Genomic DNA, 22734 nt, shown 5'->3' on the forward strand with positions numbered 1-22734 from the left:
ATGCCGATGCGCTGGCGCTGGCCGCCGGAGAACTGGTGCGGGTACCGGTTGATGTACTCCGGGTTCAGGCCCACCACGTCCAGCAGGTCCTGGACGGCCTTGCGGCGGTCGCCCTTCGGGGCCACCTCCGGGTGGATCTCGAAGGGCTCACCGATGATGTCGCCGACCGTCATGCGCGGGTTCAGCGAGGTGTACGGGTCCTGGAACACCATCTGGATGTTCCGCCGCACCGCCTTCAGCCCGGCCCCGGAGAGCCGGGAGATCTCCTCGCCCTTGAACCGGACCGATCCCGCGGTGGTGGGCTCCAGGTTCATCAGCACCTTGGCCAGCGTCGACTTGCCGCAGCCCGACTCGCCGACGATGCCCAGTGTCTCGCCCTGCCGCAGGTCGAAGGAGACCCCGTCGACCGCCTTCACCGCGCCGACCTGCTTCTTGAACAGCACCCCCCTGGTCAGCGGGAAGTGCTTGACCAGGTCGCGGACCTCCAGGATCGGCTCGCCGCGCGCCACCTTCTGGGCGAAGGCGGCCTCCACGGGCGCAGCGCTCACCCCGGTCACCCTCGTCGCCCCGGCCCCCGTCCCACCGGAGCCCGTCGCCCCGGCGCCCGTCCCACCGGCGCCCGTCCCGTCAGCGGTCATGGAGGGTCTCCTTCCAGAAGAAGCAGGCACTGCCCCGCCCGGCCAGCTCGGTGCCGTCGTCCTCGGTGACCGGGAACAGCTCCGGCACCTCCCGCCGGCAGATGTCCTGCGCCCGCGGACAGCGCGGGTTGAACGCGCAACCCGGCGGGATCCGCAGGAGGTTGGGCGGCAGGCCCTTGATCGCGTAGAGCTCCTGGCCCTTCTGGTCCAGGCGCGGGATCGAGTCCAGCAGACCCCTGGTGTACGGGTGGGCCGGGCGCGCGTACAGGTCGTGCACCGGCGCCGTCTCGACGATCCGGCCCGCGTACATCACGGCGATCTTGTCGGCCACGTCGGCGACCACGCCGAGGTCGTGGGTGATCAGGATCAGACCCATGTGGTACTCGGCCTGGAGCTCCGCGAGCAGGTCCATCACCTGGGCCTGGACGGTGACGTCCAGGGCCGTGGTGGGCTCGTCCGCGATGATCAGGTCGGGCTCCAGCGCCAGCGCCATGGCGATCATGATGCGCTGGCGCATGCCGCCCGAGAACTGGTGCGGGTAGTCGCCGACCCGGTCCCTGGCGGCGGGGATGCGCACCCGGTCCATCAGCTCGATGGCCTTCTCCTTGGCCTCCTTGCGCGAGGCGCCGTGGTGGGCGCGGAACATCTCGCCGAGCTGGAAGCCCACCGTGAGCACCGGGTTCAGCGAGGAGAGCGCGTCCTGGAAGATCATCGCGATCTTCTGCCCGCGGATCTTCCGCCGTTCCTCCCTGCCCATGGTGAGCATGTCCTGTCCGCGGAACCGGATCTCGCCGCGGGGGATGCGGGCCGGCGGCATGTCGAGGATGCCCATGATCGCCTGCGCGGTCACCGACTTGCCCGAACCGGACTCGCCGAGCACCGCCAGGGTCTCCCCCGCCCGCACGCTGTAGTTGACCCCGTTGACCGCCTTGGCCACCCCGTCCCGGGTGACGAACTCGACGTGCAGGTCGCGGACGTCGAGCAGCGGCCCCTCGTAGGGCTTCTCGTGCTGGGATTTGCCGGTATCGACTGCTGTGGTCACGATGCGTCCCCTCGCTCAGCGAAGCTTCGGGTCGAGGGCGTCGCGCACCGCGTCGCCCAGCATGATGAAGGCCAGCACGGTGACGGAGAGTGCCGCGGCCGGGAAGAACATCACGTACGGGGCGGTCCGGATCACCTTCTGGGCGGAGGAGATGTCGATGCCCCAGGAGATGGTCGGATCCTGCAGGCCGATGCCGAGGAAGCTCAGCGTCGCCTCGGTGGCGATGTACCCGCCCAGGGCGATGGTGGCCACCACGATCACCGGGGCGACCGCGTTCGGCAGGATGTGCCGGAGCATCAGCCGGCCGGTGCCGGCGCCGAGCGCCCGGCCGGCCACCACGAAGTCGGACTGCTTGACCGTCAGCACCGCACCGCGCATGACGCGCGCGATCTGCGTCCAGCCGAGGAAGGCGAGCGCGATCACCACGCTCCACACCGTGCGGTGGGAGAAGGAGTTCAGCAGGACCAGCGCGCCGAGCAGCAGCGGGATGCCGAAGAAGATGTCGATGATCCGGGAGATCACCGCGTCCACGCCGCCGCCGAAGTAGCCGGCCACCATCCCGGCCAGTCCGCCGAGCACGGTCACCGCGGCGGTCACGCAGATGCCGACGGTGATCGACGCCCGGGCGCCGTACACCACCCGGGCGTAGATGGACCGGCCCTGGCCGTCGTAGCCGAACCAGCCGGCGCCGAAGAAGTCCGTCCAGTCCGGCCGCTTGAGGTAGTCGTTGACCAGGTCGGCCTTGCGCGGGTCGGCGTCGGTGAACGCCCAGGGGAAGATCGCCATCACGACCAGCAGCAGGATCAGCACCGCCGAGATCAGGAAGATCGGCCGCCGCCGGAGGTCCCGCCAGGCATCGCCCCAGAGGCTGCGGGCCTCCTCCCGCTTGACCGGGTCGGGCTCCACCAGGGTCTCCAGCTCGACCGCCATGCCCTGCTCACCGGCGTAGTCCAGGTGGTCCATCCCCGGCTTGGGGTGCGGTTCGTACGAGCTCTCGTCGTGGATGTCAGGCATAGCGGATCCTCGGGTCCAGGACCGCGTAGAGCAGGTCGACGATGAGGGAGGCGACCAGGTAGACGATCACCAGGACGGTCACGATGCCGACCACGGTGGGTCCCTCCTTCTGGTTGATCGCCCGGTACAGGACGTTGCCGATGCCCTGGACGTTGAAGATGCCCTCCGTGACGATCGCGCCGCCCATCAGCGCGCCCAGGTCGGTGCCGAGGAAGGTGACCACCGGGATGAGCGAGTTGCGCAGCAGGTGACGGGAGATGATGGTGCGCCGGGGCAGGCCCTTGGCGACCGCCGTGCGGAGGTAGTCGGCCCGCAGGTTCTCGCCGATCGAGGTCCGGGTGAGCCGCGCGACGAAGGCCAGTGAGAGCGAGCCCAGGACGATCGCCGGCAGGATCAGTTGGGAGAGGTCCGTCGAGTCCTGCACCGTCGGGGTGACCCAGCCCAGATTGGTCGCGAAGATCGTCTGGGCGATGTAGGCCAGCACGAAGACCGGGATCGAGATCACCAGCAGGGTGAGGACCAGCACCAGGGTGTCCTGGAGGCTGCCGCGCTTCAGACCGGAGACCAGGCCCAGGCAGAGGCCGAGGATCATCTCGAAGAGGAAGGCCATCACGGCCAGCCGGATGGTGACCGGGAAGGCGTCCGCCATGATCTCGGTGACCGGCCGGCCGGTGAAGCTGGTGCCGAAGTCCCCCTGGAAGAGGTTCCCCATGTAGTGCAGGTACTGCTTCCAGAGCGGCTGGTCCAGGTAGTACTTGTGCTTGAGGTTGGCCACCACGGCGGGGTCGGCGGCCTTGTCGCCGAACAGCGCCGAGACCGGGTCGCCCGGCAGGGTGTAGACCATCAGGAAGATCAGCAGCGTGGTGCCGAAGAACACCGGGATCATCTGCAGTACCCGACGCAGCACATAACTGCCCATCCGAGCCTCCTTCCTAGCTATCTGACCGAGTGCCCGGGCCCCGCCCTCCGTGCGGGGAGGGCGGGGCCGGCGCAGGGGGGCTGATCAGCCCTTGACCTCGACCTGGGTCCAGGCGGGGTTGCCGAAGGAGTCGAACTCGACGTTCTGCACCTTGGTGGAGTAGCCCGAGTTGGTGCGGTAGTACCAGAGCGGGACCGCCGGCATGTCGCCCGCCAGCACGGCCTCGGCCTGCTGGTAGCCGGTCACCGTGTCGGCCACGCTGGGAGCCTGGTCGGCCTGGTTCGCCAGCTGGTCGAACTGCGGGCTGCTGTAGCCGAAGTCGTTGGAGGCGGCGCCGGTGCGGTAGACGTCCGCGAGGAAGTTGGCGTTCAGCGGGTAGTCCTGCACCCAGCCGGTACGGAACGCACCGTTGATCTGGTGGCCGGTGATCGCCGCGCGGGCGGTCTTGAAGTCGGGCTTCGGGTCGCCCACGCAGTCCACGCCGGTGCTCTGCCGGATCGAGTTGCAGACCGCGTCGACCCACTCCTTGTGGCCGCCGTCCGCGTTGTAGGTGATCGTCAGCCTGTTGCCGGGCACGCCGCCGCCCTCGGCGATCAGCTGCTTCGCCTTGGCCGGGTCGAACGTGCAGTTGGCACCGCACTGGCCGTCCTTGTAGCCCTCGACGCCCTCGGCGACCCAGGCGGTGGCCGCCTTGCGCGAGCCCTGCAGCACCGTCTTGGTGATGGTCTCGCGGTCGATCGCCATCGACAGGCCCTGGCGGACCTTGGCCTTCTCCGGCGGGGCCCAGTCCGGCTGGTACAGGGTGAAGCCGATGTTCTGGATGGCGCCCTGCGGCGCGTCGATCGCCCGGTCGCCGAGGTCGCTCTTGTAGGTGGCCAGCGCCGACGGGGGCACCTGGTCGATCACGTCCAGGTTGTTGGACTGGAGGTCCGCGTAGGCGGCCTCCGCGGTGCTGTACATCTTGAAGACGATGCCGCCGTTCTTCGGCTTGTCGACGCCCTGGTAGTCCGGGAACGCCTTGGTGACCACCTGCTGGTTGTGGTCCCAGCTGACGAACTGGTAGGCGCCGTTGCCGACCGGCTTCTGGCCGTACCCGGCCGGGTCGTTGAAGAAGGCGTCGGGCAGCGGGGAGAAGGCGATGTAGCCGAGCTTGTACTCGAAGTAGGAGACCTTGCCGTTGAGCTTCACGGTGAAGTGCAGGTCGTCCACGACGGTCAGCCCGGACATCTTGTTCGTGGCGGGCTGGCCGCTCGTCGGGTGGACGTCCTGGTAGCCCTCGATGTCGGAGAACCAGGAGCTGTTGATCTGGTTGTTGCTGGTGGTCGCGGCCCAGTTCCACGCGTCGACGAAGTTCTTGGCGTGGACCGGGGTCCCGTCGTGGAACTTCCAGCCGTCCTTCAGGGTGATGGTGAAGGTCTGGGAGTCGCTCGTCTCGATGGTGTCGGCGACCTGCATCCGGATCTTCGCGTTGGTGGGGTCGTAGTCGACCAGGCCCTTGAACAGGTTCTGCAGGATGCGCCCACCACCCGTCTCGTTGGCGTTCGCCGGCTGCAACGGGTTCTGCGGTTCACTGCTCTGGTAGCTGAAGGTCTTGGTGCTGTCCGACGAACCGCTGCTGCTGCCGCCGCCGCTGCTGCACCCGCTGGCCACCAGGGCCACGGATGTCGCTGCGGCGAGGACCCATCGAGCACGGGTGGCTGCGGGCATGGAGGTCCCTCCTCAAGGTGTGTGACGCATCACACCCCATGAGAAGCGCGCCCGTGCGGCGGCGCGAGTCGGGTACCCCCGGACGGGTGCACCGGGGGCCGGAGGAGTTGACGGAACGCCGGAAGGGCCCGCAGCACGGGGCTGCGGGCCCTTCCGGGCGGAGTGAAGCGGGATCAGGCCGCAGCCGGCTCCCGGACCTCGGCGAAGTGGCACGCCGACTGGTGCTTGGCCGCACCGGTCAGCACCTCGGGGACCGCCAGCAGCGGGACCTCGGTGGAGCAGCGCTCCTCGGCCTTCCAGCAGCGGGTGCGGAACCGGCAGCCGGACGGCGGGTTGGCCGGCGAGGGGATGTCACCGGTCAGGATGATCCGGTCGCGGGACTCGCGCGCCGTCGGGTCCGGCACCGGCACCGCGGAGAGCAGCGCCTGGGTGTACGGGTGCGTGGCGTTCTCGTAGATCTCCTCGTCCGAGCCGATCTCGACCATCTTGCCCAGGTACATCACGCCGACGCGGTCGGAGATGTGCCGGACGATCGAGAGGTCGTGCGCGATGAACATGTACGAGAGCTCGAACTCGCTCTGGAGCTGCTCCAGCAGGTTGATCACCTGCGCCTGGACGGAGACGTCCAGGGCGGAGACCGGCTCGTCGCAGATGATGATCTCGGGCTTGAGCGCGAGGCCGCGGGCGATGCCGATGCGCTGGCGCTGGCCGCCGGAGAACTGGTGCGGGTACCGGTTGATGTACTCCGGGTTCAGGCCCACCACGTCCAGCAGGTCCTGGACGGCCTTGCGGCGGTCGCCCTTCGGGGCCACCTCGGGGTGGATCTCGAACGGCTCACCGATGATGTCGCCGACCGTCATGCGCGGGTTCAGCGAGGTGTACGGGTCCTGGAACACCATCTGGATGTTCCGGCGGACGGCCTTGAGGCCCGCGCCGGACAGCTTGGAGATGTCCTCGCCCTTGAACAGCACCTGACCGGAGGTGGCCCGCTCCAGGTTCATCAGCACCTTGGCCAGCGTGGACTTGCCACAGCCGGACTCGCCGACGATGCCGAGGGTCTCGCCCCTCGCCAGCTCGAAGGAGACGCCGTCGACGGCCTTGACCGCGCCGACCTGCTTCTTGAAGAGGATGCCCTGGGTCAGCGGGTAGTGCTTGACCAGGTCCTTGACCTCCAGGATGGGCTCAGCCATGGAGGGTCTCCTTCCAGAGGTGGCACGCGCTGCGGCGGCCGGTGAGCTCCTTGCCGTCCTTGTCGGTCACCTGGTGCAGCTTCGGGATCTCCGAGCGGCACAGGTCGGTGGCGACGTCACAGCGGGGGTTGAACGCGCAGCCGGCCGGGACCTTGAGCAGGTTCGGGGGCAGGCCCTTGATCGCGTACAGCTCCTGGCCCTTCTGGTCCAGGCGCGGGATGGAGCGGAGCAGGCCCTTGGTGTACGGGTGCGCCGGGTTGGCGTACAGCTCGTGCACCGGCGCCGTCTCGACGATCCGGCCCGCGTACATCACGGCGATCTTGTCCGCGACGTCGGCGACCACGCCGAGGTCGTGGGTGATCAGGATCAGGCCCATGTTGTACTCGGCCTGGAGCTCCGCGAGCAGGTCCATCACCTGGGCCTGGACGGTGACGTCCAGGGCGGTGGTGGGCTCGTCCGCGATGATCAGGTCGGGCTCCATGGAGAGCGCCATGGCGATCATGATGCGCTGGCGCATACCGCCGGAGAACTGGTGCGGGTAGTCGCCGACGCGCTGCCGGGCGGCGGGGATGCGCACCCGCTCCATCAGCTCGATGGCCTTCTCCCGGGCCTCCTTCTTGGAGGAGCCGCGGTGCACCCGGAACATCTCGCCGAGCTGGGCGCCGACGGTCATCACGGGGTTCAGCGAGGAGAGCGCGTCCTGGAAGATCATCGCGATCTTCTGGCCGCGGATCTGCCGGCGGTCCTCCTCCTTCATGGCGAGCATGTCCTGCCCGCGGAAGAGGATCTGGCCCTGGCTGATCTTGCCGGGCGGCATGTCGAGGATGCCCATGATGGTCTGGGCGGTCACGGACTTGCCGGAGCCGGACTCGCCGAGCACCGCCAGGGTCTCACCGGCGGCCACGGAGTAGTTGACGCCGTTCACGGCCTTGGCGACGCCGTCCCGGGTGTGGAACTCCACGTGGAGGTCCTTGACCTCCAGCAGCGGGGTGCCAACCTCCAGGCGGCCGGTCTTCTGGTTCTTCTCGATCACGGTGGTCATCGGGTCGTCACCTCTTCTCTCAGCGGAGCTTCGGGTCGAGGGCGTCGCGGACCGCGTCGCCGAGCATGATGAAGGCCAGGACGGTGACGCTCAGTACCGCGGACGGGAAGAGCAGCACGTGGGGCGCGTCGAGGAAGCGGACCGACGCGTCGCTGATCATCAGGCCCCAGGAGATCTCCGGCGGCTGGACGCCGATGCCCAGGTAGGACAGGGCCGCCTCGGCGCCGATGTAGACACCCAGGCTGATCGCGGAGACGACGATGACCGGCGCGATGGCGTTCGGCACGATGTGCCGGAAGGTGATCCGGCCGGAGCCGGCGCCGAGGGCGCGGGCCGCCATCACGTAGTCGTTGTTCTTGTTCGACAGCACCGAGGCACGCATGATGCGGAAGATCTGCGGCCAGCCGAGCACGGTCATCACGACCGAGACCGTCCAGGCGTTGCCCTTGCCGAGCATCGACATGATCAGCATGCCGCCGAGCAGCAGCGGGATCGAGAAGAAGATCTCGGTGAAGCGCGAGAGGAAGCTGTCGACGATCCCGCCCTTCCACCCGGCCAGCAGGCCGAGGAGGGCGCCCACCAGGGTGACCATGGTGGTGGTCAGGACGCCGACGATGATCGAGTTGCGCGCGCCCCACACCGTGCGGGTGTAGATGTCGCAGCCCTGGACGTCGAAGCCGAACCAGTGGTCGCCGCTCGGACGCTTCAGCGAGTCGGCCAGGTCGCAGGCCCCCGAGTCGAACGGGCTGCCGTCCGTGAACCACTGCGGCACGACGGCCAGCAGGAGCAGGAACGACACCAGCGCGGCGCCGATGATGAAGACCGGGTTGCGGCGAAGGTCGCTCATCGCGTCCGACCAGAGACTGGCGACGCGCTCCGGCTTCTGCTTCTTCTCCGGGGAGGACTTCGGGGAGTTGTCCTCGGAGGGGGCCTCGGCGCCCTTGGTGATGGTCTCACTCATAGCGGATCCTCGGGTCGAGCACGGCGTACAGCAGGTCCACGAGCAGGGTGGTGACGAGGTAGATCATCACCAGCAGCGTGACGACGCCGACGATGATCGTGCCCTGCTTCTGGTACACGGCCTGGGCGAGCAGACCGCCGATGCCGTGGATGTTGAAGATCTTCTCCGTGATGACCGCGCCGCCCATCAGACCACCGAGGTCGGCACCGAGGAAGGTGACGATCGGGATGAGCGCGTTGCGCAGGGCGTGCCGGCCGATCACCCGACGCCGCTTCAGACCCTTGGCGACCGCGGTGCGCACGTAGTCGGCGCGCATGGTCTCCATGAGGCTGGTGCGGGTCAGTCGGGCCACGTAGGCGAGCGAGGTCGACGCCAGCACGAAGGCCGGCAGCAGGTACGCCCGCAGACCGTCCTCCTCGTTGAAGGAGACGGAGAAGATCTCGAGACCGTAGTCGTTCTTGAGCTTGACGCCGAGCACGAGCTGGAGCACGAAACCGGTGACGAAGACCGGGATCGAGATCACGAACAGCGTGCTGATCAGGACCAGTTGGTCCAGGAACTTGCCCTTGCGCAGGGCCGCCATGACGCCCGCCAGCACACCGATGATCGCCTCGATGACGAAGGCCACGATGGCGAGGTTCACGGTGAAGGGGAACGCCTCGCTGATCATGTCGCTCACCGAACGACCGGTCAGGCTCTCGCCCAGGTTGCCCTGGAACACGCCGGAGATGTAGTTCCAGTACTGGAGCAGGAACGGGTCGTTCAGGTGGTACTTCTGGCGGATCATCTCCGCCACGAGCGGGTCGGCCTTCTTCTCGCCGGCCAGCGCCTGCACCGGGTCACCGGGCAGGCTGAAGCACAGCCAGTAGATCAGGAACGTCGCACCGATCAGGACAGGGATTGCCTGTATAAGTCGGCGGATGACATAGCGGCCCATCAGACCTCCATACTTTCGGACAAGGAAGGGAGGCGGGAGGACCCGGACTGTAGTCCGGTCCGCCCGCCCCCGTTCGTCTGATTAACCGGATCAGCCGGCGAGCTCGACCTCGTCCAGGTTCATGCGACCCTGGGCGTCGGTGTCGAAGTTCTTGATCTTCTTGCTGTACGCGGCGGAGGACATGTAGGTGTACACCGGGATGTACGGCAGGTCCTGGACCAGGATGTCGTCAGCCTGCTGGTACAGCTTCTGACCCTCCTCCGGGCTCTTCGCCTGGTCGGCCTGGTCCAGCAGCGCCTCGAACTTCTCGTTGACGTAGCCGCCGTAGTTCGAGCCGTTGTCGATCGCGACCTTGGAGAAGATCGGACGGAGGTAGTTCTCGATCGACGGGTAGTCCATCGACCACGCCATGCGGAAGCCGCCGGAGTACTGCTTGTCGCCCAGCGCGTCCAGGATCTTGCCGAACTTCTCGAACGGCTTGAGGGTGACCTCGACGCCCAGGTTCTTCTTCAGCTGGTTGGCGACGGCCTCGATCCACTCCTTGTGGCCACCGTCGGCGTTGTAGCCGAGCTCCAGGGTGTTGTTCGGGACACCGTTGGCCGCGGTGAAGATCTCCTTGGCCTTGGCCGGGTCGTACTTCGCCGCGTCGCCCATGGCGCCCTTGCGGTAGCCCGGGATCAGCGGGTTGACGAAGTCGTCGGCCGGGACGCGGGTGCCCGAGAAGATCGTCTTGGTGATCGCCTCGCGGTCGATCGCCATCGAGATCGCCTTGCGGATCTCCGGCTTGCCGTAGGTCTCCGGGTTGGTGGCGATCGGGAAGCCGATGTAGCCGACGCCGGACTCCGGCTTGTAGATGTAGCGGTCGCCGAACTCGCCCTTGACCGTGCCCATGGCCGAGATCGGGAGCTTGTCGGTGGCCTGGATGTTGTCGGCGCGCAGGTCGTTGTACGCCGTCTCCAGCTTGTCGTAGATCTTGAAGGTGACGCCCTGGAGCTTCGCCTTGCCGTCAGCGGCCGGGAAGCCCTCGAAGCGCTTGACCTTGATCTGCTGGTTGTGCTCCCACTTGCCGTCCATCTGGAACGGGCCGTTGCCGATGGGGGCCTCTTCGAAGGTCTTCTTGTCAGCGAAGAAGGCCTTCGGCAGCGGGTAGAACGCGTTGTAGCCCAGCATGGTCTTGAACTGGGAGAACGGCGCGGTCAGGGAGACCGTGAAGGTCTTGTCGTCGACGACCGTCAGGCCCTTGAGCTTGTCGGTGGCCGGCTTCTTGTCCTTGCCCGGGGCCAGGTCGGCGGAGCCGTCGATCTTGGCGAAGAACGGGAGGCCCTCGGCCGCGTTGTCCTGGTTGGCGCCCCAGTTCCAGGCGTCCACGAAGGACTGCGCGGTGACCTTCTCACCGTTGTGGAAGGTGTAGCCGTCCTTCAGCTTGATCGTCCAGACCTTGCTGTCGGGGGACTCGATCGACTCCGCGACGCGCAGCTTCGGCTCGTTGGTCTTGTTGTCGTACTCGACCAGGCCGGCGAAGAGGGCGTTCAGGACCTCGGCACCCTCGGACTCCGCGGTGTTCTGCGGAATCAGGCCGTGCTGCGGCTCACCGAGCTGAACGGCGATCGTGCCGCCGCCCGAGGCAGCCTTGTCGCTGCTCTTCGAGCTGGTGCTGCAAGCGGTCGCCGCAAGGGCGATCGCGGTCGCCGCGACGAGCCACTTGGTCTGGGTTGCACCACGCATGGGGGGATGCCTCCTGAATTCGACTTTCCAACGAGGAGAGCACCGCGGTTGGTCGGGACCGGATCCGCTGTGCCGTCCGCGCTCGTGGTTTCGGCGCGCACCCCTGCGCGTTAACCCTTGACCCGAGCCTGACTGCACCCACTATGTGTCACGCACGGACACGAAAGTGACCACTACCGATCTCAATTAGGTCACATGAACGGTCGGTAAGTTTCGAAAATCGGACATATGAGACATACTCAGACAGGCATTAAACGGACAGTCGTCATGAATGACGGACTGTCACGTTCGCTCAGCGGACACCTTGCCGTGGTAAGCGCTATTCCGTTTATACGCGCGTCGACAGCATGGAGTAGTTGAAAAAGTTCGCCCCCCTCTCCATCGGAAAGGGGGGCGACGGTTTCCGGCCAAAGCACGGCCGGAAGGCCTCAGAAGGCGGTGATCAGACCTTCTTGGCGCGCGAGGCGGTACGACCACGGTCCTTCTGGTCCAGCACGACCTTACGGATGCGAACAGTCTCCGGGGTCACCTCGATGCACTCGTCCTCGCGGCAGAACTCCAGCGACTGCTCCAGGGAGAGCTTCCGCGGCGGGACGATCGACTCGGCAACATCGGCGTTCGACGACCGCATGTTGGTGAGCTTCTTCTCCTTGGTGATGTTGACGTCCATGTCGTCGGCGCGCGAGTTCTCGCCGACGATCATGCCCTCGTACACCTCGGTGCCCGGGTCGCAGAAGAGCACGCCGCGCTCCTGCAGGTTGGTCATCGCGAAGGCGGTCACCACACCGGCCCGGTCGGCGACCAGCGAACCGTTGTTGCGGGTCGTCAGGGTGCCGAACCACGGCTCGTGGCCCTCGTGGATCGAGTGCGCGATACCGGTGCCGCGGGTGTTGGTGAGGAACTCGGTCCGGAAGCCGATCAGGCCGCGGGACGGCACCACGAACTCCATCCGGACCCAGCCCGAACCGTGGTTGGACATGTTGTCCATCCGGCCCTTGCGGATGCCCATGAGCTGGGTGACGGCACCCATGTGCTCCTCGGGGACGTCCACGGTGAGGCGCTCGACCGGCTCGTGCGTCTTGCCGTTGACCTGCTTGGTGACCACCTGCGGCTTGCCGACGGTCAGCTCGAAGCCCTCGCGACGCATGGTCTCGATCAGGATGGCCAGCGCCAGCTCACCACGGCCCTGCACCTCCCAGGCGTCCGGGCGCTCGGTCTCCAGGACGCGCAGCGAGACGTTACCGATCAGCTCGCGGTCCAGGCGGTCCTTGACCTGGCGGGCGGTGACCTTGCGGTCGACCCGGCCGCTGGACTTGGCGTCCGCGCCCTTGCCGCTGCCGCCACGGCCGACCAGCGGCGAGGTGTTGGTGCCGATGGTCATCGAGATGGCCGGCTCGTCCACCGTGATCAGCGGCAGCGCGATCGGGTTCTCCGGGTCGGCGAGGGTCTCGCCGATCATGATGTCGGAGATACCGGCGACGGCACAGATGTCGCCCGGACCGGCCACCTCGGCCGGCTTGCGGGTGAGCGCCTCGGTCATCAGCAGCTCGGAGATGCGGACGCTCGAAATGGTGCCGTCGCGCTTGATCCAGGCCACGGTCTGGCCCTTGCGCAGCTCACCCTGCTCGACGCGGAGCAGGGCGATGCGGCCGAGGAAGTTGTCCGCGTCGAGGTTGGTGACGTGGGCCTGGAGCGGCGCGTCCTCCTCGAACGTCGGAGCCGGGACGTGCTCCAGGATGGTGGAGAAGAACGGCTCCAGGCTGTCGCTGTCCGCGGGGACGGTCCCGTTGTCCGGCTTGGTCAGGGAGGCCACGCCGTCACGCGCACAGGCGTAGACGATCGGGAACTCGATCTGGTCCTCGTCGGCGTCCAGGTCCAGGAACAGGTCGTAGGTCTCGTTGATGACCTCGTCGATCCGGGCGTCCGGGCGGTCCGTCTTGTTGATGCAGAGGATGACGGGGAGCCGCGCGGTGAGCGCCTTGCGGAGCACGAAGCGGGTCTGCGGAAGCGGACCCTCGGAGGCGTCGACCAGGAGGACGACCGCGTCCACCATCGAGAGACCTCGCTCGACCTCGCCACCGAAGTCGGCGTGGCCCGGGGTGTCGATGATGTTGATGGTGATCGGAGCGCCACCATCCTTCGGGTGGTACTTGACCGCGGTGTTCTTCGCGAGAATGGTGATGCCCTTCTCGCGCTCCAGGTCGTTGGAGTCCATCATGCGGTCGTCCAACTGCTGGTGGGCAGCGAAGGCGCCGGCCTGCTTGAGCATGGCGTCGACCAGGGTGGTCTTGCCGTGGTCGACGTGGGCGACGATGGCGACGTTACGGATGTCGTTGCGCGTGGGCATGCCTAGCAGATTCTCCCGGAATCGTGGGTTTCGGCGCCCGGCTGCGTGACGCGCACTTGCGACCACTGTTGGTCGCCGCCGCCCGTTCCGCCTGCTACTACCGGTCCACCCGCCGGGCAGGACATGCCACGGCTTCCTCCTATGGTACGGGGAACCGCCCAGCTCGGCCGAAACGAGCAGGTCGGGCGGGATCAAGATCACAACTCGGACACCGGCTCTTCACCCTGTGGACGTCCGGCGGCACGTTCCGGACCCGTCCGCCGACCCGTCCACCGACCCCTCCGGCGGTCCCTCCGGCGGTCCCCTCCGCCGCGCCCGGCGACGCTCCACGGACCGGTCCGGTCGCACGGCGATCGGGTGACCGCGTCCGTCCGCCCTGCCCGCCGGGACCCGGCCCCTGTCTCACGGCTCCTGCCGGACGCACGAGACCCGGGAGAGCGGGCCTGACGGAGGGACTGACGGAGGGACTGACGGAGGGCCTGACCGCGACCTAGCCGGCCGACCACCCCACGTCCTGGAAGCGCGGCCGGCCGAAGCCCCAGACCCCCGCACCCGCGAGCCCCGCCCGGACGGCCGTCAGCTCGGGGCGCTGGAACAGCGGCACCGAGTGGCCCAGCTGCCAGATCCGGACGTCCGCCTCCTGGAGGAGGGCCTGGCGGGCGGCGGGGTCCGGTTCGGCGCCGGCACGCTCGAAGAGGCGGTCGATCTCCTCGGTGCCCGCGCGGGCGAAGTTGGTACCGGCCCGGAGGGCTCCGTCGGGGCCCGGCCGGGGCTTGGCGTAGACGGGCTGCTGCTCGCCGGCCGGGTCCGGCCCGGCCGGCCAGGAGAAGAGGGCGAGGTCGTAGTCCCCGGCGGCCAGGTGGTCGCGGACGAAGGTGTCCGCCGGCGCCTCCGTCACCCGGACCGCGATCCCGGCCGCGCCGAGGTCCGCCACCACCGCGTCCGCGGTGCGCCGGGCGGTGGCGGAACCGGCCGGGGCCAGGAGGGTGAGGGCGAGCTCACGGCCGTTCCGGGCCCGGGTGGCGCCGGCGGCGGGGCGCTTCCACCCGGCCGTGTCCAGCATCCGCCCGGCGTCGGTGGCGCCGAGCGCGTCGGCGTTGTCGCGGTAGCCGTCCTGGTCGCCGGTGAGCAGGTGGTGGCCGTGCGGGGCGGCCGGCAGCCCGAGCGGGGTGAGTGCGGCGTCGGCGGCGTGCCGGCGGTCGACCGCACGGGCGACCGCACGCCGCAGGACCGGGTCTGTGAGGAGGTCGCGGGCCGCGTTGAGGGTGAGCTGGGTGAGGGCGGCGCCGGCGGCGCGGTGCAGGATGACGCCGGGCAGGGTCTCCGCCCGGTGGAGCGCCTGGGCGGCCCCGCCCCCGGCCGGGGCGCCGGCCCCGCCGGCCGCGTGGTCGACGGCGGCCGTCAACGGGGCGATGTCCACCCGGTTCTGTTCGAGCGCGTCGGCACGTTGTTCGGCCGGGACGGCGAGGAAGTCGATCCGGTCGGCCTTGGCCGGCTCGCCCCACCAGTACGGGTTGCGGACGAGGGCGGCCCGTCCGCCGGCCGGGTCGTACCCGGAGACCAGGAACGGCCCGGCGGTCGGGTGGGCGGTGCCACCGGGCAGCGGGCGGCCGAAGGCGGCGGCGGTGGCGGTCTCGGCGGCCGGGTAGAGCGGGCCGAACAGGGCGCGCCACTGCGCGCAGGGCTGCCGGAAGGTGACCTTGACCTCCTGCGGGCCGGCGCCCTGGACGATCGAGTCGATCGTGCCGTAGCCGGCGGGGCGGGCGGAGGTATAGGCCGGGTCGAGGCCGGAGAGCGCGGCCCGCTGGGCGATGAAGTCGGCGGCGGAGAGCGGGGTGCCGTCGCTCCAGACCGCCCGCGGGTTGAGGCGGTAGGTCACCACCTGCGGCAGCTGCCCGGGCGGCGTGGACTCGGCGGCGGCCAGGTAGTCGGGGTCGGCCTCCCAGCCGCCGTGCGCACCGGGCCGGAACAGCGCGGGGTAGAGGGCGTGCGCGAGCAGCGCGGAGTCGGCGGTGGCGGCCGGCTGGTAGACGTTCAGGGTGGCGGGGACGGCGTCCACCGCCCAGCGCAGGGTACCGCCGTCCCGCACGGTGGAGCGGTCGACCGGGAGGACGTCCCCGGTCACGGTGGCCGGCGCGGGCGGTGCGGGGACGGGCGTCGGGGCGGTGCCGGCCGGGAACGGGCCGCCGGAGCAGCCGGCCGAGGCGGCGAGGGCGAGCAGCAGCGCGGCGGCTGCGGCGGGGAGGCGGGCGCGCATGGCGGCCATGGAACGCCGCCGCTCCGGGCCGGGCCGCGCCGACACGGCGGCTGCCCGGGGACTGCACCCGGTCGGCCGAGCCTCCGCCGCCCGTGCCGCGACGGCGCGCGGGGGCGGCGTGCGGGGGCGGCGGCCCCGGTGGGCCCGCGGCCCGGGCCCGTCTACAGCCCGAGCTCGAACCAGACGATCTTGCCCTTGGGCGTCCGCCGGCTGCCCCAGCGTTCGGCGAGCAGGCTGACCAGCTGGAGTCCCCGCCCGCCCTCGTCGGTCTCCTGGGCGCGCCGCTGCCTGGGCTGGGCGTAGCCGTCGTCCCAGACCTCGCACACCATGGTCCGGTCGCGCAGCAGACGGAGCCGGATCTCGCCCCGGCCGTGCCGCAGGGCGTTGGTGACCAGCTCGCTGACCAGCAGCTCGGTGGTGTCGACCAGCTCGTCGAGGCCGCGGGCCAGCAACCAGCTGCAGGCGAGTTCGCGGGCCTTGGCGACGGAGGTCGGCTCGGGCGGCAGGAACCAGTTGCCGACGGCGTCCTCGGGGAAGGCGTGCACCCTGGCCATGAGCAGGGCGATGTCGTCCTCCCCGTGGTGCGGGTTGAGCTCGCCGAGGACGTGGTCGCAGAGGTCCTCCAGGCCCTTGCCCTCGGCGGAGAGCGCGACGCGGAAGGCGCGGAGCCCCTCGTCGAGCTGGTGCTTGCGGCTCTCCACCAGGCCGTCGGTGTAGAGGCCGAGCACGGCGCCGTCCGGGAGGGTCAGCTCGACCTCCTCGAAGGGCTCGCCGCCGACGCCGAGCGGCAGGCCGGGCGGGACGTCCAGCATCCGGGCCGGTTCGCCGGGGCCGAGCAGGACGGGCGGCAGGTGGCCGGCGTTGGCGAAGGTGCAGCGCCGGGTGACGGCGTCGTACACCGCGTAGACGCAGGTCGCCAGGTAGACCTCGCGGGCCTCCTCGTCGGCGGTCGAGGTGAGTCGCCCGTACGGGGCGGGCACGACGGCCGGCGCGGTGTCGTCGCCGAGGCCGCGGGCGATCTCGTCGAGGGCGGTGAGCACCTCGGCGGGGTCGAGGTCGAGCATGGCCAGGGTGCGGACGGCAGTGCGCAGCTGCCCCATCGCGACGGCGGCCCGCAGGCCGCGGCCCATCACGTCGCCGATGACCAGCGCGGTGCGGTTGCCGGGCAGCGGGATGACGTCGAACCAGTCGCCGCCGACCTCGGTGTTGTTGTTGCTGGGCAGGTAGCGGCAGGCGATCTCCAGGCCACTGGCGGCCGGGTTGCCCGGGGGCAGCAGGCTGCGCTGGAGGATCAGCGCGCGCTCGTGCTCGCGGCGGTAGAGCCGCGCGTTGTCGATGCAGACCGCGGCCCGGGCGACCAGTTCCTCGGCGATGGCGACGTCGCGGGCGTCGAACGGCTCGCTGCCGATCGCGCGGGAGAGCTGGACGAGGCCGAGCACCTGGTCGCGGGCGACCAGCGGGACGATCAGGGTGGAGCGGAGCAGCGGGTCGGGCCCGGGCTCGGGGACGACGCTGCGGCCGGTGCGCAGGGCCCGGGCGTGCGGGGAGCGGCGCGGGTAGCAGAGGGTGCCGCCGGCCTCCGCGATGGGCAGGCCGGTGACCGAGCCGAGCACCGAGGAGGCGCCGCCGACCACGCTGGAGACGGCGACCCGGCGCAGTTCGCCGCTGCCGTCGGTGAGCACGCCGTCGCCGTACCGGCCGGCGCTGGGGACGGTCTCGCCGGAGAGCAGCGCGGTGTAGAGGTCCACGGTGGCGAGGTCGCAGAACGGCGGGACGACGACGTCCAGCAGCTCCTTGGCGGTGGTCTCCAGGTCGAGGGTGGAGCCGATGTGGGCGCTGGCCTCGTTGAGCAGGGCGAGGTTGCGGCGGACGCCGTCGGCCTCGCGCTCGGCGACGTGCCGGCTGGTGACGTCGGAGACCTGTCCGGCGACGCCGGTCGGCTGGCCGGCCGCGCCGTTGAGGCGGTAGAGCGAGACGGCCCAGAGCCGGTTGCCCTCGCGGGTCGGGACGGTGGAGTGGAAGCGCAGGTCGAAGACGGGCTCGCCGCTGGCGAGGACCTTGCGCAGGGCGGCGGTGAGCCGGTCGGCCTCGGAGCCGGGGAAGAGGTCGTGCGGGGTGAGCCCCTCCAGGTCGGTGGGGGCGAGGCCCATCCCGGAGGCGAAGGCGTCGTTGACCCGCTGGAGCCGGAGCCGGTCGTCGAAGAGGATGAACCCGGTCGGAGTCTGGCCGAAAACCGCCTCGGAGGCGGCGAGGTCGGTCTCGATCCGGCGGAGCCGGCCGAGGTCGACGGCGAGACAGGTGGCGCCGGCGGTGGGCAGCGCGCTGTCGGGCATCAGGTAGAGCTCGGCGAGGCCCTCGCCGCCGTTGGCGTCGCGGTACGGGGTGGTGCCGACCCACTCCTCGCCGGCCAGGGTCCGTTCGAGCCGGGCCCGGCCGCGCTGCCAGAGCTCGCGCGGGACGAAGGTGGTGACCGGGTCGGCGCCGACCGCCTCGGAGGCGGGGACCCCGAAGAACTCGGCGGCGCGCTCGCTCCACTGGCTGATCCGGCCGTCGGGGCCGATCGCGAAGGTGGCGACCCGGATGTAGTCGTAGATCGATCCCGGGTCCCCGGCGCCCCAGCGGTGTGCCTCGGCCACCCGGTGGGCGGCGGGCCCGACGGTCGGGGCCGCCGCGCGCGCGACCGAGCGGGGCACGGCGGGCGCGGACACGTGTTGGGCACCGGCCTGCCCGGGTACAGCGGCATGACCGCTGCTGCTCGGCGCGTTACGCGCCGGGGTGCTGTTCAACGGACCGACCCCTCCAAACCCGCGACCGTCCGGATGTCGAGAAGACCGAGTATTCATCATCGAGGGGTACGTTCACACGCCCTCAACATCACAACATCAGATCGGGCGAAGGTTTTTGTCCTACCGCCCGCGCAACCACAATGCCACGCTCGCGCCCCCTGCCGGAGCGCGCGCTCCCCCTGGCCGCCTCCCGGCATATGCAGCACCGTTCTCCTCGCCGTCCGCTCGCCCGCCCGGCGGGCCTACTCGGCTGCCGACTCGTGGGGCTCACTACCCGGCAGCGCCTGCTCGAACCAGACCACCTTGCCCATCCCCTCGGCCCGGGCCCCCCAGCGCAGCGCCAGCCGGCGGACCAGCTCCAGCCCCCGGCCGCCCTCGTCGGCCTCGGCCGCGTGCCGCTCGCGCGGCGGATCGGGCAACGGGTCGGAGATCTCCACCAGCAGCGTCTCCCCGAGCGTCAGCCGCACGCCGATCGGTGCGCTCGCGTACCGGACCGCGTTCGTGACCAGCTCGCTGACCAGGAGCTCGGCCGTGTCGGTGAGCTCCTCGACGCTCCACTCGACCAGCGTCGCGCGGACCAGCCGGCGGGCCCGGGAGACGGCGGTCGGCTCGGCGGGCAGCGTCCAGCCCGCCGTCGGGGTGCCGGCCTGCCCGTGGCCGAGCCGGGCCAGCAGCAGCGCCACGTCGTCCGGCTCGCGGCCCTGCTCCATGGTGTCCAGCACCGCCTCACAGGCGGCCTGGATCGACGCGTACGGCGCCTCCAGGACGGTGAGCAGCCGGCCCAGGCCCACGTCCAGGTCCTTGTCCCGGGACTCCACCAGCCCGTCGGTGCAGAGCGCCAGCAGGCTCCCCTCCGGGATCTTCAGTTCGACCGACTCGAACGGGACTCCGCCGACCCCGAGCGGGGCTCCGGACGGCAGCTCCAGGATCCGCCCGACGCCGCCGAGCAGCGGGCCGCCGGTCCGGGTCGGTTCGTCGGTCCCCTCCGCCGGCACCACCAGCACCGGCGGGATGTGGCCGGCCTTGGCGACGGTCATGGTGGCGGTCGCCGGGTCGAACACCGCGTACACGCAGGTGGCCAGCAGCGCCTCGTCCGGCCCTTGGGCCAGGTCGTCGGCCAGCTCGTGGACGTGCCGCAGCAGCACGTCCGGCGGCAGGTCCAGGGCGGCCAGCACGCGGACGGCGGTGCGCAGCCGACCCATCGTCGCGGCCGCCCGGAGTCCGTGGCCCATCACGTCGCCGACCACCAGCGCGGTGCGGTCGCCGGGCAGCGGGATGACGTCGAACCAGTCGCCGCCGACCTCGGTGCCGCTGCTGCCCGGCACGTAGCGGTAGGCGACCTCGACGCCGGTCGGCTGGGGGACCTGCTGCGGGAGCAGCGTGCGCTGCAGGGTCAGCGCGGCGGTGCGCTCACGGGCGTAGAGCCGGGCGTTGTCCAGCGAGGAGCCGGCCCGGTCGGCCAGCTCCACGGTGAACGCCAGGTCGTCCCGGTCGAAGCCCTCCCGGTAGCCGGCCCGGCTGACGAGCAGCAGGCCGATCACGATGCCCCGGGCGCGCAACGGCACCACCAGCATCGAGTGCACGCCCAGGTCGTGCGCCGCCTGCATCTTCGGGTCGCCCGGGTACGTGACGTCGCTCAGCTGGTCGGCGCCGGAGAGCAGCTCGGGAACGCCGGTGCGCAGCACCCGGCCGCAGGCCGAGTCCTCGGCGAAGGTGATCCGGGCACCGCGCCGGAGCATCGTCTCCACCTCCGGACCGTCCTGGACGGAGGCGGTGCCCAGCTGGAGGAGCGAGGTGCGGCGGTCGTGCCCGTGCCGGGGCAGGTCGTCACCGTGCGCGACCGCCTGGAGCAGGATCACCGCGGCGTGGTCGGTCAGCCGGGGGACGACCGCGCCGGCCAGCTCCTGGGCGATCCGGGAGGCGTCCAGCAGGTCACCGACCCGGGAGCCGAACTCGTTGAGCAGTGAGAGCCGGCGGCGGGCGTGCTCGACCTTGGCCACCGCCCGGTAACGTTCCGTCACGTCCATCACCGTGCCGGAGATGCCGAGCACCCGGCCGGCCCGGTCGGTCATCCGGCTGTAGGAGATCGAGCGGTAGCCGGAGCGTGCGGTGATCGGGGAGGCGAGGGTGACGTCGATGACCGGCTCGCCGGTGGCCAGCACCTGGCGCTGGATCGCGGTGATCTCGTCGGCCGCCCGCTCGGGGAGGGTCTCCCCCGTGGTCCGGCCGACGTGGTCCTCCGGCACGACGCCGTTCATCTCGGCGAGGGTCTGGTTGACGGCGGTGTAGCGCAGGTCGGTGTCGAGGATCGCGATGCCCAGCGGGGACTGCTCGAACAGCGCGTCACGGACGGCGAGGTCGCGCTCCACCGCCCGGACGGCGGCCGCCTCGGCCAGGTTGACCTGGAGGAACGGGGTGCCGTCGCCGTCGACGAGCAGCGAGATCCGGGCGTCGACCAGCACCGGATCGCCCTCCCGGTCGCGCAGCTCGGCCAGACCGGACCAGCGGCCGTGGCGCAGGGTGTCCTGGATCGCGGCCCGGATCCGGACCACCTGGTCGGCGTCCGGGATCAGCTCGTCGATCCGGCGGCCGACCAGCAGCTCGTTCGGCCAGCCGAGCAGTTCCTCGGCGGCCGGACTCCAGAGCACCACGCGGCCGGCGGTGTCGAGGATCGCGATGGCGACCTTGACCACGTCGAAGAGGGTGCCCTCGGGATGGCCGGCCGTACCGGGACCGGGGCGCCCCCCGAGTGCCGTCCGGGGGCCTGCGGTGCCGCTTCCCGGCCCGCCCGGGGCGTCTCCCCGGCCGCCTCCCCCGGCACCTGCCGGAGGCTGCGCCTGGGTGTTCCGCGGTCCGCCGGGGAACGGCCGGCCGGGTCTGCTCCGGACACCGCCCGGCGGCGCCGCGTCGGGCACCACCAGGGACGGTGCGGGCTGCGTCGGCACCGGCCCCTCGGGCGGACCGCCGCCCTCGCTCCGGCCACGCCCGGCCGACGGGTACGCGGCCCGGTTCTCGCCGCGCACGTCCGCCCGGCTCGCGCCGCGGCGCAGCCGGGCCCGGGCGGCGGCGCTCCCCCCGGCGCCCGCCCGTCGCGCTCCCCCGCCACCGTTACCGGTATTCGACACCGACGGGGCCTCCGGCTCTGGTCGGGATCGGCGTCGCCGGCTGGGGGCGGCTCACCGATGGTGACGAATAGTGCCGAAAAGTGACATACCCAGCAGAACCAAGGCTATCCCGGTCAGCGCGTCGACTTTTCCGATTGCCCGGCCCACCGCCCCACGCGTCGCGCGGGAGCCGCCCCGTCCGCGTCCCCGCTCCGGGACGGGGACGCGGACGGGGACGGCCTGCGGGGACGGCAGGGGGCGCCCCGGGGGGCGGCGCCGGCGAGGCGGTCCGCAGCTCGTCCGGAGGCGGTGAGGGCGGGCGGGAGCATGGGCGGGCACGCGTCCGGACGGGGCGCCGGGGTTCAGGTCACCGGCTTCGGGGCGCGGGGGTTCAGGGCGCGCGGTTCAGGGCGCCAGGCGGCGGGCGACGTCCGGGAGCACGGCGCGGTCGTGATCGAGCCAGTCGACGTCCGACAGCTCGGCCGGTCCGAGCCAGCGGAGCTCGTCGTGGTCCTCCAGCGGGCGCGGATCCCCGGAGAGCAGCTCGGCGGCCCAGAACCGCAGCTCCAGGCCCGGCCGGACCAGCCACGAGCCCGGCAGCCGGGTGACCGCCCGGGCGCGTACGCCCAGTTCCTCCATCAGCTCGCGTTCGAGCGCCTGGCTCTCGGTCTCACCGGGCTCGGCCTTGCCGCCGGGGAACTCCCAGCGGCCGGCCACCTCGGCGGGCGCGCTCCGGCGGGCGGCGAGCACCCGGCCCCGGTGGATCAGCGCGCCGCCGACGACGATCCGGTTCTCTGCCGTGTCGCCCGCGGCCGGCCGGTCGTTGGGCTTGTCCATGGCCGAAGACCCTAGCCGCCCGCCCGCCGTGCTACTCGTCCGGTCCCCGCGTCCGCGACGCACCGGCGGGCTCGGCCTCGACCCAGTACAGCTGCTTGTGACCGCGCGCCTCGAACTCGGCCGCCAGGCGATCGGCCGCCTCCCGCTCGACGCCCCCGGCGACCACGAAGCGGTTGCCGTTGTCGTCCTGCCGCATCACCCGAAAGGTGTCCATGGCGGCCAGCGTAG

16 protein-coding genes are annotated in these 22734 nt (G+C 70.8%); all 16 read right to left on the reverse strand.

Going from position 1 to position 22734, the window contains the following annotated elements:
- The coding region (locus tag PUR56_RS15335) for an ATP-binding cassette domain-containing protein (RefSeq protein ID WP_443034506.1) at positions 1-638 on the reverse strand (638 nt) is incomplete at its 3' end.
- A complete protein-coding gene (locus PUR56_RS15340) occupies positions 628-1680 on the reverse strand; it encodes an ABC transporter ATP-binding protein (RefSeq protein WP_329949328.1) in 1053 nt (350 codons plus the stop codon). The genes PUR56_RS15340 and PUR56_RS15335, both read right to left, overlap by 11 nt.
- A 15-nt stretch (positions 1681-1695) precedes the next feature.
- On the reverse strand, positions 1696-2610 hold the full coding sequence (locus PUR56_RS15345) for an ABC transporter permease (protein WP_329874638.1): 915 nt from the start codon (positions 2608-2610) through the stop codon (positions 1696-1698).
- A 76-nt stretch (positions 2611-2686) separates the two neighbouring features.
- Positions 2687-3613, reverse strand: coding sequence for an ABC transporter permease (locus tag PUR56_RS15350; protein ID WP_329874632.1), 927 nt, complete (start codon positions 3611-3613; stop codon positions 2687-2689).
- An 84-nt stretch (positions 3614-3697) separates the two neighbouring features.
- Complete coding sequence (locus PUR56_RS15355; RefSeq protein ID WP_329874634.1) at positions 3698-5320, reverse strand: peptide ABC transporter substrate-binding protein; 1623 nt, start codon at positions 5318-5320, stop codon at positions 3698-3700.
- A 173-nt stretch (positions 5321-5493) separates the two neighbouring features.
- The gene (locus PUR56_RS15360; RefSeq protein WP_329949329.1) at positions 5494-6510 is read right to left on the reverse strand and encodes an ABC transporter ATP-binding protein; all 1017 of its coding nucleotides are present in this window, start codon (positions 6508-6510) and stop codon (positions 5494-5496) included.
- Positions 6503-7552, reverse strand: a complete 1050-nt coding sequence (locus PUR56_RS15365) for an ABC transporter ATP-binding protein (RefSeq protein WP_329876241.1) — start codon at positions 7550-7552, stop codon at positions 6503-6505. The genes PUR56_RS15360 and PUR56_RS15365 overlap by 8 nt, the downstream gene beginning before the upstream one ends.
- Before the next feature lie 19 nt (positions 7553-7571).
- Entirely contained in the window at positions 7572-8513 is a 942-nt protein-coding gene (locus PUR56_RS15370) for an ABC transporter permease (RefSeq protein ID WP_329949330.1), read from the reverse strand.
- On the reverse strand, positions 8506-9450 hold the full coding sequence (locus tag PUR56_RS15375) for an ABC transporter permease (protein ID WP_329876237.1): 945 nt from the start codon (positions 9448-9450) through the stop codon (positions 8506-8508). Before PUR56_RS15375 ends, PUR56_RS15370 begins: the two co-directional genes overlap by 8 nt.
- 90 nt (positions 9451-9540) lie before the next feature.
- Positions 9541-11175, reverse strand: coding sequence for a peptide ABC transporter substrate-binding protein (locus PUR56_RS15380; protein WP_329876235.1), 1635 nt, complete (start codon positions 11173-11175; stop codon positions 9541-9543).
- A gap of 442 nt (positions 11176-11617) precedes the next feature.
- Positions 11618-13522: a translational GTPase TypA gene (typA, locus tag PUR56_RS15385; protein WP_329876233.1), complete on the reverse strand. Its 1905-nt coding sequence runs from the start codon at positions 13520-13522 to the stop codon at positions 11618-11620.
- Positions 13523-14012: 490 nt separating this feature from the next.
- Positions 14013-15779, reverse strand: a complete 1767-nt coding sequence (locus PUR56_RS15390; RefSeq protein ID WP_329949331.1) for an ABC transporter family substrate-binding protein — start codon at positions 15777-15779, stop codon at positions 14013-14015.
- Positions 15780-15940: 161 nt separating this feature from the next.
- A complete protein-coding gene (locus PUR56_RS15395) occupies positions 15941-18622 on the reverse strand; it encodes a SpoIIE family protein phosphatase (RefSeq protein ID WP_380356733.1) in 2682 nt (893 codons plus the stop codon).
- A gap of 185 nt (positions 18623-18807) precedes the next feature.
- Positions 18808-21258: a SpoIIE family protein phosphatase gene (locus tag PUR56_RS15400; protein WP_329876229.1), complete on the reverse strand. Its 2451-nt coding sequence runs from the start codon at positions 21256-21258 to the stop codon at positions 18808-18810.
- 816 nt (positions 21259-22074) lie between these two features.
- Positions 22075-22506, reverse strand: coding sequence for a (deoxy)nucleoside triphosphate pyrophosphohydrolase (locus PUR56_RS15405; RefSeq protein WP_329876227.1), 432 nt, complete (start codon positions 22504-22506; stop codon positions 22075-22077).
- Between the two features lie 31 nt (positions 22507-22537).
- Complete coding sequence (locus PUR56_RS15410; protein WP_329876225.1) at positions 22538-22720, reverse strand: SPOR domain-containing protein; 183 nt, start codon at positions 22718-22720, stop codon at positions 22538-22540.
- Positions 22721-22734 lie beyond the last annotated feature (14 nt).

Origin of the sequence: Streptomyces sp. BE303 (assembly GCF_036290945.1) — a bacterium.
GTDB lineage: Bacteria > Actinomycetota > Actinomycetes > Streptomycetales > Streptomycetaceae > Kitasatospora.